Genomic DNA, 14821 nt, shown 5'->3' on the forward strand with positions numbered 1-14821 from the left:
GGTGGGGCATGTCGTGTCGGGCGGTTCGGCACCCTGTGTCGGGCGGTGGGGCATGCGCACGGTGTCGGCCGCTGGGTGGGCACCGTTCCGACTGGGCTGCTGAGCATCCGCTGTGCGGCAGGGGTGTCAGGGCGCCCGACACGGGGTGCCGTTGGGCGTGACACGGGGTGTCAGGGCGCCCGACACGGGGTGCCGTTGGGCGTGACACGGGGTGTCAGGGCGCCCGACACGGGGTGCCGTTGGGCGTGACACGGACGCGGTGGGGGTAGGTTGCCGGGGCGTGAGACCTGTGGTGATCGTCGGTGCCGCCATCGTGCGCTCCGGGCTGCTGCTTGCCCAGCAACGCTCTTTCCCGGAGGACGCCGCCGGGAAGTGGGAACTGCCCGGCGGGCGGGTGGAGCCGGGGGAGTCCGAAGTGGACGCTCTGGCCAGGGAATGCCACGAGGAGCTGGCGGTACGTATCGAGGTCGCCGATCGCGTCGGTGCCGACGTGGACTTGCCGCGCGCCAAGGTGTTGCGCATCTACGCGGCAACGCTGGCCGACCCCCGCGCCGAACCGCGTCCCGTCGAGCACGCCGCGGTTCGCTGGGTGCCCGCCGATGGGATCGACGCCCTCGACTGGCTTCCGGCCGACCGCGTACTCCTGCCCGCGCTGCACGCCCTCCTGCTCGCCGCGTGAGCGGTGCCGGGCCCGGAAAGCCCGGCACCGCCCCACTTCGCGAGCCGTTACCGCATACCTGGCACCGCGCCGGACCAGACCGCGACCGTTACCGCGAGCCGGAGACCGCACCGGGCACCGTATGCCGGGGCGCGGGCAGGCGCCGCGACCGCGGTCACCGCGGACCGTCCGGTACACGCGGGAGACGGCCGAGCACACCCCGGCACACCCCGGCACACCCCGGTCCACGGCCGGGTCAGCAGGCGCCGATCAGCCGTAGTGCCGACCGCAGACGGTGTTCGCCACGTGCGATCGCCCGGTCCGCACCAGCCCGGCGCAGCCGGTCCAGTTCACCGCCGTCGTCCAGCAGCGCGCCCGCACGTTCCCGGATCGGCCGCAGCGTCTCCACGACGGCCTCGGTCACCGCGTCCTTCAGCGCACCGTACGAGGAGCAGTCCGCCGCGGCCTTCTCCGGAGTGATTTCCTTGCAGGCGGCCAGAATCTCCAGCAGGTTCGCCGCGCCCGGCCGGGTGTCCGGTGCGTACTCCACTGTGGACTCCCCGTCGGTCACCGCGCGCCGGACCTTGCGTTCGATCGCGTCCGGCTTGTCGAGGACGAACACGATCCCCGCCGCGTCCCGGGTGGACTTCGACATCTTCCGGCTCGGATCGGACAGGTCCCGTACCCGCGCGCCCGCCTGGGGCAGCACGGCCCTCGGCACGGTGAACACCTCGCCGTAGGTGGTGTTGAACCGCCGCGCCAGCGCCCTCGCCAGTTCCACGTGCTGACGCTGATCCTCGCCGACCGGCACCTCGGACGCGCCCTGCAACAGTATGTCGGCGACCATCAGCGAGGGGTAGGTGAGCAGGCTCAGCCGCACACCGGACCGCCCCTTCGCCTTCTCCTTGAACTGGATCATCCTGGCGGCCTCACCGTAGGTCGCGGTGCACTCCATGACCCAGTTGAGCGCACCGAGTTCGCGGACCAGATCCGACTGCACGAACACCGATTCCTCCGGCACCCCGGCGGCGACGAGCACGGCGAGCTGTTCCCTGGCAAGGCCCCGCAACCGGGCCGGGTTGTGCGCGGACGTCATGGCGTGCAGGTCGGAGACGAAGTAGAGGTCGTCCGCCCGCCCCTCGGCTGCCCACCGGCGGATCGCGCCGAGGTGGTTGCCCAGATGGACGTGCCCGGACGGGGTGATGCCGGAGAGCCTGGTCATGAGTGCCTTCCCTGGAGGTCGTGCCACCGGTGGAAAGCCCTCACACACAACGAAGGCCGCCCACTCGGGCGGCCTGGCTGCTGAACGGGTTCAGCGCACGGGTACGGAGCCGCCGAGGGGCGGCTGCCAGCTACCGGAACGCGTGCGCACGGGCCGATCGTACTGGCGAGCGGGTTCGCGCCGGTAGCGGGAAGGGGCCTCAGGCGGCCTTGCCCGTCTCGGCCTTCGCCCTGGCCTTCTTCAGCGCGAGGACGGGACACTTCTTGCAGCGTGGCTTCGACCGGCAGCACTTCTTCTTGACCTTGCCGGCCTTCATCAGCTTGCGGACGACGGTCCGGGGATCGTCCTTGCCGGCGTCCTTGCGCTTGACAGTGTCCTTGCGCTTGCCGAGGCCCTTCTCAGCGCCCTTCTTCTTGCCGGCGCCCTTCTTGCCCTTGCTGTCCGGGGCCTTCTTGTCCCGGTCCTTCTTGCCCACTCCACGCTCCAGCGTCGACGGTCCTGGCGACGGCCCTGCGTCAGCCGAGGCTAACCGTTCCCCGGGCGTGCGCCTAGTCACACCGGGTGGCCAGGTATCCTGGCCTGAGATCGCGTGTGGCCATCGTGAGATTTCGAGAACGCACCTGAGGCCGCAGCGCGCCAACGACGGCGGACTGGCCGATGTACACGGCGGGCGCGATCACCTACTCACACTCGAGGTTTCAGGAGTTCATCCGTGCCCGCAGCCAGCGTCATCGCCTCGCGAGCCGACCGGCCCATCACCGGGGAGACCCGGCCCGACCTGCGCAACGTGGCCATTGTCGCGCACGTCGACCACGGTAAGACCACCCTGGTCGACGCCATGCTCCGGCAGTCCGGTGCCTTCGCCGAGCGCGCGGAGCTCGTCGACCGCGTGATGGACTCCGGCGAGCTGGAACGTGAGAAGGGCATCACGATCCTGGCCAAGAACACGGCCATTCGCAGGCAGACCGAGGACGGCCCGGTCACCATCAACGTGATCGACACCCCCGGCCACGCGGACTTCGGCGGCGAGGTCGAGCGCGGACTGGCCATGGTCGACGGCGTGGTGCTGCTGGTGGACGCCAGCGAGGGCCCGCTCCCGCAGACCCGCTTCGTGCTCCGCAAGACCCTGCAGGCAGGCCTGCCCGTCGTGCTCGTCGTCAACAAGGTCGACCGGCCGGACGCACGGATCGCCGAGGTCGTCGAGGAGACCCACGACCTGCTGCTCGACCTGGCGGGCGACATCGAGGACATGGACGACGCCGCGCTCGACACGATGCTGTCGCTGCCGGTCGTCTACGCCTCCGCCCGCGCGGGCAAGGCCAGCCTGACCCAGCCCGCCGACGGTGGCGTGCCGGACAGCGAGAACCTGGACCCGCTGTTCGAGACGCTGCTGACGCACGTGCCCGCGCCGCACGTCGACTCGACCGGTCCGCTGCGCGCACTGGTCACCAACCTGGACGCCTCCAACTTCCTCGGCCGTATCGCGCTGATCCGCATCCACGCGGGCAAGCTGCGCAAGGGCCAGACGGTCGCCTGGATGCGCGAGGACGGCACGACGCAGTCCGTCCGCATCTCCGAGCTGCTGGTCACCGAGGCGCTCACCCGCGTGCCCGCCCAGGAGGCCGGGGCGGGCGAGCTGGTGGCGATCGCGGGCATCCCGGACATCACCATCGGCGACACGCTGGCCGACCTGGAGAACCCCGAGGCGCTGCCGCGGATCACCGTCGACCAGCCCGCGATCTCGATGACCATCGGCGTGAACACCTCGCCGATGGCGGGTCGCGGCGGCGGCGACAAGGTCACCGCCCGGCTGGTCAAGGCCCGCCTCGACCAGGAGCTCATCGGTAACGTCAGCATCAAGGTGCTGCCGACCGAGCGCCCGGACACCTGGGAGGTGCAGGGCCGTGGTGAGCTGGCGCTGGCGATCCTCGTCGAGCAGATGCGCCGCGAGGGCTTCGAGCTGACGGTCGGCAAGCCGCAGGTGGTCACCCGCACCATCGACGGCAAGCTGCACGAGCCGTTCGAGCGGCTGTCGATCGACTCGCCGGAGGAGCACCTCGGTGCGATCACCCAGCTTCTCGCCTCCCGCAAGGGCCGGATGGAGCACATGGGCGGGCACGGCACCGGCCGGATCAAGCTGGACTACGTGCTGCCCGCGCGTGGCCTGATCGGTTTCCGCACCGACTTCCTCACCGAGACGCGCGGCACCGGCATCGCGAACCACGTGTTCGAGGGCTACTTCCCGTGGGCGGGCGAGATCCGCACCCGGCACAGCGGCTCGCTGGTCGCCGACCGGTCCGGCCCGATCACCGCGTACGCGATGATCCAGCTCGCCGACCGCGGCACGTTCTTCGTCGAGCCGGGTGCCGAGGTGTACGAGGGCATGGTCGTGGGGGAGAACCCGCGCGCCGAGGACCTCGACATCAACATCACCAAGGAGAAGAAGCTCACCAACATGCGGCAGTCCTCCGCCGACGTGATGGAGACGCTGGCCCGGCCGCGCAAGATGGACCTGGAGGAGGCGCTGGAGTTCTGCTCCGTCGACGAGTGCGTCGAGGTCGCCCCGAACGCCGTCCGTGTCCGCAAGACCATCCTGGACGCCAACGCTCGTGGCAAGGAGCGGTCCAAGATGAAGTCGCGGGACAACGCCGCGGGCTGACCCGCGCACAGCGCAGCCGAGACGGGCCCGTCCCCACTCAAGGGGCGGGCCCGTCCGCGTGTCCTGGCCTCTCGGGAAAGCGCTGCCGAGGGAACCCCGGGGGTCTGTCGTGCGTCACCCGTACAGCGGTACTTCATCGCCCGTCCGGTGGATGTCCGCGTGCAGGCCCTCGACGGCCACGTGGGAGCATCGCGTGGCATCATGACCGGTTCGGCGTCGGGGCGAGTGGCACGGAGGTTTCGCTGTGGGGGCGAATCGGAGAGCGGCACTGCTGCTGTCGACGCTGTGCGCCGCCGTGCTCGTCGCCTGCACGAACACGCCGCCACCACCGGTCGTCACCTCGCCGGTGGTGGAGACCTCCGCCCCGCCGGAGGAGACGCCCTCGCAGGTCGTCATCGGCATCGACGCCATCACCGGTGGCTACAACCCGCACAACCTGGCCGACTCCTCCACGGTCACCTCCGCGCTCTCCCAGCTCCTGCTGCCCTCGGTGTTCCGGCAGGCCTCGGACGGCGCGAGGCAGCTCGACAAGACCCTGATGACCTCCGCCGAGGTCGTCTCGCAGGAGCCGTTCACGGTCGCCTACGAGATCCGGCCGGACGCGTCCTGGTCCGACGGGGCGCCGATCGCGGTCGAGGACTTCATCTACCTGGCCGACGCGATGCGTGACGAGACCGGCGCCGTCGAGCCCGCCGGGTACCGGCTCATCTCCGGGATCCAGCCGGGCGAGGGCGGCAAGCGGGTCGAGGTCAGCTTCAGCGAGCCGTACCCGGGCTGGCAGACCCTGTTCTCCGGACTGCTTCCCGCGCATCTGTTCAAGGACGCCCCCGGTGGCTGGGAAGGCGCGCTGGAGACCAGTTTCCCCGCGTACGGTGGCCCGTTCTCCATCAAGACGCTGGACCGCGACCGCGGCGAGATCATCCTCGAACGCAACGAGCGGTACTGGGACAAGCCCGCCGCGGTCGACCAGCTCGTCTTCCGCAGGGCCGACCAGCAGGGGCTCGCCGCGGCCATGCGCAGTGGCAACGACCAGTTCGCGCTCGCCAGGACCGATGCCACCGGCGTGCAGCTCTTCGACGAGCTGGGCGAAGGGTTCGATCTGCACACGCTGGCCCGCCCCGAGGTCGCCTCGGTGCTGCTGCGCCCCACCGGCGAGGCGCTGTCCGACGACCGGGTGCGTGCCGGGATCGCCGCCCTGCTGGACCGGAACAAGCTGATCGACGAGGGCACGGGCGGCGGGCCCTCGGCCGGGCTGCGTGCCGACGCGCAGGTACTGGCGCCCTCGTCGCCTGACTACGCCTCGACGATCCCGCAGCCGGGCCCGCCCTCCGCGGCCGACGCCGGCCGGGCGGGCGAGCTGCTGACCTCCGCCGGATACACCAAGGAGTCGGGTACCTGGCGCAAGGAGGGTAGGCCGCTCGCCCTCGTCATCGCCGCCCCCGCGGAACAGGAACCGTACGTGAGCGTGGCGGAGGAGCTGGTCAGCCAGCTCGTCGCCGCCGGGGTGGACGCCCGCGCGGTGAATCCGCCGCCGCGCGAGCTCTACAGCGAGCAGCTCGCCGTCCCGGTGCAGGACGGCGGTATGCCCGCGCCGCCGGAGGAGGACAACGCCGGCGCCGTGGGCGTCGACATCGCCGTGGTGCCGCGTCCGGTGGGCACCGACGCGGCGTCCATGCTCGCGTCCACCTTCGGTTGCCGCCCGCAGCGCGGCGACTCCGTCGCCCAGCCGCCCGCCGAGGTGCCGGCGAACCCGGCGGCGTTCTGCGACGAGGAGCTCCAGCCGCTCGTCGACGAGGCGCTCACCGGCCGTACCCCGATGCCGGAGGCGCTCGCGGAGCTGGAACCGGCGCTGTGGGAACGCAACGTCGTCATCCCGCTGTTCCAGCTCGCCGACACGATGGTGATCGGTCCCGGCGTTTCCGGGGTCTCGCCGGGACCGGCATTGGCCGGACCGTTCGGATCAGCGGTCAATTGGACTCGCGGCAGTAAGTAATTCCGGCCATTCCGTGGTGCCGGCCGGACCATTCCGGGGTATTCCGGAAAACACCGTCCGCGTTGAATAACGTGTCAATTCCCCGTTCGGTAACGGATTGAATCGGCGTTTTGCCCAGCTCGTCACCCTTTGGTCACAATCGCCGCCGAACAGGTGACCAGTGGTGTTCCGGCTTTCTAGCGTCTCGCGGCAACGACGACATGCGGATCGCATGGCGCGTTCGAGGGTCGGGTCCTAGGAGGGCACACGTAATGAGGAGAACCAGAGCGGTCTCTGTCTGGTCGCTGGTGGCCGGTTCCGCGCTGCTGCTGACCGCATGCGGTGGCGGGGCGGACACCGGGAGCGACCCCAACACCGGGTCGAGCAGCGACATCAAGAGCATGGCGACGGGCAAGGCGGAGAACGGCGACAACTTCAAGCTCGCCGACGCCGCCCCGAGCGACCAGGTGATCGTGGCCATCGACGAGGGCTACTCGGGCTACAACAACGACAGCCCGGACACGAACACCTCGTACAACACCTTCGTGCTGACCTCGGTGCTCTCCGGCAGCAACGTGCTCAACGGCAACAACAAGGTGCTGCTCAACAACGACGTGCTGGAGTCATGGACGGTCACCACCAGCTCGCCGCAGGTGGTCGAGTGGAAGATCAAGCCGAACGTCAAGTGGTCCGATGGTGAGGCCTGGGACTGCGACGACTTCTACCTCGCCTGGCTCTCGCACAGCGGCAAGGCCAAGGAGGGCGAGAACCCGCTGTTCCGGTCCGCCTCGACCGCGGGCTACGAGCTCGTCGACCGCGCCACCTGCAAGGACGACCTGACCTTCGAGGCCGCGTTCTCCGAGCCCTACCTCGACTACAAGGGCATGTTCAACTCGACCGCGCTGCTGCCCGCGCACGTGCTGGAGCGGGAGACCGGCATCGCCGACGTCATGACCCTGACGCCGGCCAGCGCCCCTGCCGACCTGAAGAAGGCGGGCGACTTCTGGAGCGACGGCTGGAAGGGCTTCACCGCCGGCATCATGCCCGCCTCCGGCCCGTACATGATCACCGCGTTCGACGAGAACGCGGAGACCGTCACCCTGGAGAAGAACCCGAACTGGCTCGGCGCCAAGGGCGGCCCGGCGAAGGTGATCGTCCGCGCCATCCCGGACACCAAGGCCATGGCCACCGCGCTGCAGAACGGCGAGATCGACGTCGCCTCCTCGGTGCAGCCGGACGCCACCGCCGCCAACACGCTGAAGGGCCTCACCTCGCAGGGCGTGGTCTACGGCTCCGCGCCGCGGCTGTCCTTCGAGCACCTCGACCTGAACTTCAGCCGGATCTTCGCCGACGAGTCGGCCCGCAAGGCGTTCTTCGAGGTCGTCGACCGTCAGGAGATCACCGACAAGCTGATCAAGGAGGTCCAGGCGGACGCTCAGCCGCTGAACAGCATCGTGTTCATGCCGGGCGAGGACGGCTTCCAGGACAACTACAGCGACAAGACCAACAAGGGCGCCGAGACGGCGATGAAGACCCTGGAGGCCGCGGGCTGGGCCAAGGGTGGCGACGGCATCTACGCCAAGGACGGCAAGCGCTTCTCCATCAAGATCAGCCACAACGAGAACGCGCGTCGCAGCCAGACCGTGGAGATCATCATCGCCCAGGCGGCGAAGGCGGGCATCGAGGTCTTCGACGAGACCGACGCCAACTTCCTGAAGGGCCGCGTCGACAAGGGTGACTTCGACATCGCCCTCTTCGGCTGGTCCGCGGCTCCGTTCAAGGCCGAGAAGCCGGACATCTACATCACCGGCGGCGGCCAGAACTACCAGGCTCTCGCCGACCCGGCGATCGATCAGGCCTTCACCACGGCCGTCTCGGCCACCGACGAGGCCGTGGCCCTGAAGGCCTACCAGGACGCGGACAAGGCGATCGCGGACAACTACGCGTCGCTCCCGCTGTTCCAGACGCCCGGCATGTGGGGCTTCCGAGGTATCGATCGGGTGTACAACCAGTCGTACAACGGGCCGCTCTGGAATGTCGGCGAGTGGGCCAGCACCAAGTAGCCGAAAAAACTGATGTTGCAACGAATCGGGGTCGGGCCGCGCGGTTCGGCCCCGATTCGTATGCGGTACCTGTTCGCATTCGCCCGTGCGCTGGTAGTTCCGGCAGGTAACCGTCGTATTTCTGCCGGAGGAGCGGAAGTCACCCTTTGGTCACGATCATGCGGGAACAGGTGACCGGGTGTGCCTGAAGTTCCTAGCGTGCACCGGCAGTGCGCCAATTGAGTGTCGCTTGGCGTGTCATAGGCTCCGGCACATCTAACCGGAGTGGGTGGGTCCGTGGTTCAGACGCACGGCCCAGTGCTAGGAGGGCACACTTAATGAGGAGATCCAAGGCTGTCTCTGCTTGGGCATTGGTCGCCGGGACCGCGCTGCTGGTGAGCGCGTGCGGCGGTGGTGACTCGAGCGAGGACCCCAACACGGGCTCGAGCGCCGATGTCAAAAGCATGGCGACGGGCAAGGCCGAGAGCGGCGACAACTACAAGCTCGCCGAGGCCGAAGCCAGCGACCAGGTCATCGTCGGCATCGATGAGGGTTTCTCGTCGTACAACAACGACGAGGTGTCCGCGAACAGCTCGTACAACACCTACGTGCTGACTTCGGTGCTGTCCGGCGCGGACGTGCTCAACGGCAACAACAAGGTGCTGCTGAACAACGACGTGCTGGAGTCCTGGACGGTCACGTCCAGCGACCCGCAGGTGGTCGAGTGGAAGATCAAGCCGAACGTCAAGTGGTCCGACGGCGAGGCCTGGGACTGCGACGACTTCTACCTCGCCTGGCTCTCGCACAGCGAGAAGGCCAAGGGTCCCGACGGTGAAGCGGTCTTCAAGAACGCCTCCCCGGCCGGTTACCAGCTCGTCGACGCACCCACCTGCAAGGACGATCTGACCTTCGAGGCGAAGTTCTCCGAGCCGTACCTCGACTACAAGGGCATGTTCTCCTCCACCGCGATGCTGCCCGCCCACGTCCTGGAGAAGAACACCGGCGTCGCCGACATCACCAAGGTGACGCCGACCAGCCCCGAGGTCGCCCAGATCTCGGAGTTCTGGAACAACAAGTGGAAGGGCTTCAACGCCGAGTTGATGCCGTCCTCCGGCCCGTACAAGATCACCGCCTTCGACGAGAACTCGCAGACGGTGACGCTGGAGAAGAACCCGAACTGGGTCGGCGCCAAGGGTGGTCCGAACAAGATCATCGTCCGGCCGATCCCGGACACCAAGGCCATGGCCACCGCGCTGCAGAACGGTGAGATCGACGTCGCGGCGTCGACCCAGCCGGACGCCACCGCGGCCAACACCATCAAGGGCCTGTCCTCGCAGGGCGTGACCTACGGTTCCGCCTCGCAGCTCACCTTCGAGCACCTCGACCTGAACTTCAACCGCATGTTCGCCGACAAGGACCTGCGCAAGGCGTTCTTCGAGACGGTCGACCGGCAGGAGGTCGTGGACAAGCTGCTGAAGGAGGTCCAGGCCGACGCTCAGCCGCTGAACAGCATCGTCTTCTTCCCGGGTGAGGAAGGCTTCGAGGACCAGTACAGCCAGAAGGCGGGCCTCGGCCCGGAGGCCGCGGCCAAGACCCTCGAGGCCGCGGGCTGGGTCAAGGGTGGCGACGGCATCTTCGCCAAGGACGGCAAGCGCGCCTCGGCGACGATCACGCACAACGAGAACGCGCGTCGCAGCCAGACCGTCGAGATCATCATCGCCCAGGCGGCGAAGGCCGGCATCGAGATCAAGGACGAGACGGACGCCAACTTCCTGAAGGGCCGTCTCGACAAGGGTGACTACGACATCGCCCTCTTCGGCTGGTCCGCGGCTCCGTTCAAGGCCGAGCAGCCGTCGATCTACATCACCGGCGGTGGCCAGAACTACCAGGGCCTCACCGACCCGAGGATCGACCAGGCCTTCAAGGCAGCCACGTCCGCCACGGACGAGGCCGCCGCGACGAAGTCCTACGCCGAGGCGGACAAGGCGATCGCGGAGAACTACGCGACGCTGCCGCTGTTCCAGACCCCGTCCATGTGGGGCTTCCGCGGTATCGACCGGGTGTACATGCAGTCGTACAACGGTGCGCTGTGGAACGCCGGCGAGTGGAAGAAGACCGAGTAGTTCCACCGCTGACGTGCCGCGGCACTGATTGATCTGGTGGAGTCGGGGCCGGGCCACAAGCCCGGCCCCGATCCCCTCCGGAAGTAGCTGTTGACCCCTGCCCGACCGGCATTACGGTGACCCCCGGGCGATGGCTTAATCTTGGCGAGCCAGTCCCGGACGAGGAGCAAGTCGTTGTGAACCTGGTTTTGTACGTACTACGCCGCGTGGCGATCTCCATACCGATTCTGTTGATCGCCACGTTCCTGTGCTTCCTGATGGTCGCCGGTGCCGGTGACCCGCTCGGCGAACTGCGCAGCCAGCCCAACATCAGCCAAGAGGCCATCAACGCCACCGCGGCGCAGCTCGGCCTCGACAAGCCGCTGATCCCGCGCTACTTCGAATGGCTGGGCAGTTTCCTGCAGGGCGACTGGGGTGTCTCGATCGCGCAGGGACAGGCACTGCAAGAGGTCTATCCGAAGGTCACGACCGCCTTCGGCGTCACCTTCAAGCTGGTGCTGGGTGCCGAGATCCTGGCGATCGTCATCGGTGTCGCCGTCGGCGTCCTGGCCGCGGTCAAGCAGTACTCGGTGATCGACTACCTGGCCACCACGATCGCGTTCTTCATGTTCTCGCTGCCGATCTTCTGTGTCGCCATCGTGCTGAAGCAGTACGCGATCGAACTGAACGTGGTCGTCAAGGATCTCGGGCTGACCGATCTGCTCGGCAATCCGTGGCTGAGAACGACGAGTCCGGAGAATCTGAGCGCCGACGGGTTCGGTGACTTCATCATCTCGTACGTCGGTGCCTACCTGCTGCCGACACTGGCCATCATGGCGATCAGCTTCGCCGCGTACAGCCGGTTCCAGCGGGCCTCGATGCTCGAGACGATGAACTCCGACTACGTGCGCACCGCGCGGGCCAAGGGCCTCTCCGGTGGCCGGGTGATGTTCCGGCACGCCTTCCGCAACGCGCTCATCCCGGTCACCACCCTGTTCTCGGTGAACTTCGCAGCGGTGCTCACCGGCGCGATCATCACCGAGCAGGTGTTCAACTGGAACGGAATGGGCTCGGTGCTCGTAGAGGCCGTCAACAAGAACGACCCGAACGTGATGATGGGCTGGCTGGTGATCATCGCGGCGACGGTGATCGTCTTCAACCTCATCGCTGACCTGATGTACGGCATTCTGGACCCGAGGATTCGCGTTGGCTGACATGAACTCCGTGCTAGCGAGCGAGACTGCCAAGTCCGCTGGCGAAAGCGCCCCCGCCGATCCGGACAAGCAGCTTCCGGAACCGCGCAGTCAGGGCAAGCTGGTCCTGCGGAAGTTCCTGCGGCACAAGCTGGCGATGACCAGTACCGCCCTGTTGCTGCTGATCGTGCTGCTGACCTTCATCGGGCCGCTGTTCTACTCACACGGTTACGAGGAGACCTTCGAAGGCTTCGCCGCGCCGTCCGCCGAATACCCGCTGGGCACCACCCAGGTCGGCAAGGACATGCTCGCCCAGGTTCTGCGCGGTACGCAGTACTCACTGCTGATCGCGTTCACCGTGACGATCCTGTCCACGCTGATCGGCGTCATCTTCGGTGCACTGGCCGGTTACCTGCGGGGCTTCTCCGACTCGGCGATCTCCCGGCTGACCGACCTGTTCCTGATCATCCCGCAGATCGCCGCCGCGGCCATCCTGGCGCAGGTCCTCGGTGGCGGTACCTGGTACGTGGTGGCACTGGTGCTCTCCGCGTTCGGCTGGATGTCCATCGCCCGGGTCACCCGGGCCGAGTCGATGTCCCTCTCCCAGCGGGAGTTCGTGGAGTCGGCCCGGGCATCCGGCGCCGGCACCGGGCGGATCATCTTCAAGCACCTGGTGCCGAACATGGTCGGCAGCATCACGGTCAACGCCACGCTCACCGTGGCGCAGGCCGTGCTCGCCGAGGCGGCGCTGTCGTTCATCGGTCTCGGTGTGGCGCTCCCTGACACCTCGCTCGGGCGCGTCATCTCGGAGAACTACGCGGAACTGCAGGGGCGTCCGGCGCTGTTCTTCGGCCCGTTCATCGTGCTCGTCCTGATCTCGCTGACGATCAACTTCATCGGTGACGGCCTGCGGGACGCGTTCGACCCGAGGCAGAAGCGCGTCAAGGCGTAACCCGCCCTTCGGTACCACCGAACGCCCTCCACCCGCCCAGGGTGGAGGGCGTTCGTGCGTGCGAAGGGAAGTCCCGTCGCCGTACTGTGCCGTACCGGTCCGGCAGGGGCGTGCGGGTGTCTGGCGGGGTGCCAGACGTACGACGAAGCCCCGGTGGGAACCAGGGGCTCCCACCGGGGCTTCGTGGTGTGCGGGGGCCGCAGGGCCCAGGTGTGCTAGTCCGCGACGGGCGCGATCTTGCCTGCCAGCCACGCCTTGCGGCGCTCGGCCTGCATGACCGGGTCGGCGACCGGGGCGGCCGAGAGCAGCCTGCGCGTGTAGTCCTGCTGCGGGGTGTGCAGCACCTGGTCGCGCTCGCCGACCTCGACCAGCTTGCCGTGCTGCATCACCGCGACGCGGTCGGCGAGCAGGTCGACGACCGCGAGGTCGTGGCTGATGAACAGACAGGCGAACTTGAGCGACTGCTGCAGGTCCAGGAACAGGTCGAGCACCCTGGCCTGCACCGAGACGTCCAGTGCCGAGGTCGGCTCGTCGGCGATCAGCAACTGCGGGTCCAGCGCGAGCGCCCTGGCGATCGACACGCGCTGACGCTGACCGCCGGAGAGCTCGTGCGGGTAGCGGTTGCGGTAGTGACCGGACAGCTCGACCTTGTCCAGCAGCGAGCTGACCCGGTCGGTCAACTCCTGGCCCTGCAGAACCTTGTGCAGCACAAGGGGTTCCGCCACCGACTCGCCGATCGTCATCTTCGGGTCCAGAGTGGACGCCGGGTCCTGGAAGACGATGGAGAAGTACCGGCGCAGCGGCCGCAGTTCCTTGGCCGAGAGCGTGGTGATGTCCTGCCCGGCGATGTGCACGGTGCCCTCGGTGGGGTCGAGCAGGCGGATCGCGCAGCGGCCCACCGTCGACTTACCGGAACCGGACTCGCCCACCAGGCCGACGATCTCGCCGCGCTGGATGGTCAGCGAGACGTCGTCCACCGCGCGGTTCTTGGCCTGGCCGCGACGCCCCGGGTACTCCAGCACCAGGTTCTTGATCTCCAGGGCGGGTGCGTCGGCCTTGATCTTCGCGGCGAGTTCGGCGTCGTCGAGACGCACGTCGTCGGCGATCTTCGCGGCCGCCGTCGAGTCCGTGACCACGGCGGCGTCCTCGAGCAGGCGGTGCCCCTCGGGCCGCTGACCCAGCACCGGGACCGCGGCGAGCAGATTGCGGGTGTACTCCTCGCGCGGGTTCGCGAACAGCTCCTGGACCGGCGCGGTCTCCACGATGTTGCCCTGGTACATCACCACGACGCGGTCGGCCAGGTCGGCGACGACGCCCATGTCGTGGGTGATCAGCACGATCGCCGTGTTCAGCGTGTCGCGCAGCTTGCGCAGCAGACCGAGGATCTCCGCCTGCACGGTGACGTCGAGAGCGGTGGTGGGCTCGTCGGCGATGATCACCTTCGGGTCGCAGGAGATCGCCATGGCGATGACGACGCGCTGGCGCAGACCGCCGGAGAGCTGGTGCGGGTACTGCTTGAACCGCTCGGCCGGGTTGGGGATGCCCACCATGTCCAGCAGTTCGATGGCGCGCTCGTCGGCGGCGGCCTTCGAGAGATCCTGGTGCGTGCGCAGCGACTCGCGGATCTGCCAGCCGATCGTGTAGACGGGGTTCAACGCCGTCATCGGCTCCTGGAAGATCATCGCGATCTCGTTGCCGCGAATCCTGCGGAGTTCCTTGTCCTTCATCCCCGCGAGGTTGGTGTCCTCCAGGCGAAGGCCGCCCTTGATCCGGCTGGTCTTGGGCAGCAGGCCGAGCACCGACATCGAGGTGACGGACTTGCCCGAGCCGGACTCGCCGACGACCGCGACGATCTCACCGGGGGCCACATCGAAACCGATGCCCTTGACCGCGTCGACGACGCCGTCGTCCGTCTGGAACGAGATGTGCAGGTCCTCGATGGAGAGGACGGAACTCGAAGTGCCGGCGGGAATCGCCGTAGTGGCTTCAGTGCTCACCAGGAGGTGCCCTTCATGGGGGTA

The 14821-nt window shown here is 68.0% G+C and carries 10 protein-coding genes; 7 read left to right on the forward strand and 3 right to left on the reverse strand.

What is annotated here, in order from left to right; genetic code table 11:
* The first annotated feature begins 289 nt into the window (after nt 1-289).
* Nucleotides 290-679, forward strand: coding sequence for a (deoxy)nucleoside triphosphate pyrophosphohydrolase (locus tag CFN78_RS09105; protein ID WP_094862185.1), 390 nt, complete (start codon nt 290-292; stop codon nt 677-679).
* A 235-nt stretch (nt 680-914) separates the two neighbouring features.
* Here the strand turns inward: CFN78_RS09105 and trpS are convergent, their stop codons facing one another.
* Nucleotides 915-1880, reverse strand: coding sequence for a tryptophan--tRNA ligase (gene trpS, locus CFN78_RS09110; protein WP_094862186.1), 966 nt, complete (start codon nt 1878-1880; stop codon nt 915-917).
* Nucleotides 1881-2079: 199 nt separating this feature from the next.
* The gene (locus CFN78_RS09115) at nt 2080-2355 is read right to left on the reverse strand and encodes a hypothetical protein (RefSeq protein ID WP_094862187.1); all 276 of its coding nucleotides are present in this window, start codon (nt 2353-2355) and stop codon (nt 2080-2082) included.
* A 237-nt stretch (nt 2356-2592) separates the two neighbouring features.
* Here CFN78_RS09115 and typA point away from each other — a divergent pair, with 237 nt between their 5' ends.
* From typA to CFN78_RS09145, 6 genes are all read left to right on the forward strand, one after another.
* Complete coding sequence (gene typA, locus CFN78_RS09120; protein ID WP_420807866.1) at nt 2593-4539, forward strand: translational GTPase TypA; 1947 nt, start codon at nt 2593-2595, stop codon at nt 4537-4539.
* Between the two features lie 244 nt (nt 4540-4783).
* A complete protein-coding gene (locus CFN78_RS09125; protein ID WP_094862188.1) occupies nt 4784-6532 on the forward strand; it encodes an ABC transporter family substrate-binding protein in 1749 nt (582 codons plus the stop codon).
* Nucleotides 6533-6783: 251 nt separating this feature from the next.
* Nucleotides 6784-8574, forward strand: a complete 1791-nt coding sequence (locus CFN78_RS09130; RefSeq protein ID WP_094862189.1) for an ABC transporter family substrate-binding protein — start codon at nt 6784-6786, stop codon at nt 8572-8574.
* Between the two features lie 317 nt (nt 8575-8891).
* Nucleotides 8892-10676, forward strand: a complete 1785-nt coding sequence (locus tag CFN78_RS09135) for an ABC transporter family substrate-binding protein (protein WP_094862190.1) — start codon at nt 8892-8894, stop codon at nt 10674-10676.
* A gap of 176 nt (nt 10677-10852) precedes the next feature.
* A complete protein-coding gene (locus CFN78_RS09140; protein ID WP_094862191.1) occupies nt 10853-11869 on the forward strand; it encodes an ABC transporter permease in 1017 nt (338 codons plus the stop codon).
* 1 nt (nt 11870) lies between these two features.
* Nucleotides 11871-12800, forward strand: a complete 930-nt coding sequence (locus tag CFN78_RS09145) for an ABC transporter permease (RefSeq protein WP_165777497.1) — start codon at nt 11871-11873, stop codon at nt 12798-12800.
* A gap of 215 nt (nt 12801-13015) precedes the next feature.
* Here CFN78_RS09145 and CFN78_RS09150 read toward each other — a convergent pair whose 3' ends face one another.
* On the reverse strand, nt 13016-14797 hold the full coding sequence (locus tag CFN78_RS09150) for an ABC transporter ATP-binding protein (protein ID WP_094862193.1): 1782 nt from the start codon (nt 14795-14797) through the stop codon (nt 13016-13018).
* Nucleotides 14798-14821 lie beyond the last annotated feature (24 nt).

Source organism: Amycolatopsis antarctica (assembly GCF_002262875.1).
GTDB classification, from domain to species: Bacteria; Actinomycetota; Actinomycetes; order Mycobacteriales; family Pseudonocardiaceae; genus Amycolatopsis; species Amycolatopsis antarctica.

Coding starts and splice junctions, on each gene's coding strand:
- trpS (WP_094862186.1), bottom strand. CDS start 1,880: ATGACCAGGCTCTCCGGCATCACCCCGTCCGGGCACGTCCATCTGGGC.
- CFN78_RS09130 (WP_094862189.1), top strand. CDS start 6,784: ATGAGGAGAACCAGAGCGGTCTCTGTCTGGTCGCTGGTGGCCGGTTCC.
- CFN78_RS09135 (WP_094862190.1), top strand. CDS start 8,892: ATGAGGAGATCCAAGGCTGTCTCTGCTTGGGCATTGGTCGCCGGGACC.
- CFN78_RS09145 (WP_165777497.1), top strand. CDS start 11,871: ATGAACTCCGTGCTAGCGAGCGAGACTGCCAAGTCCGCTGGCGAAAGC.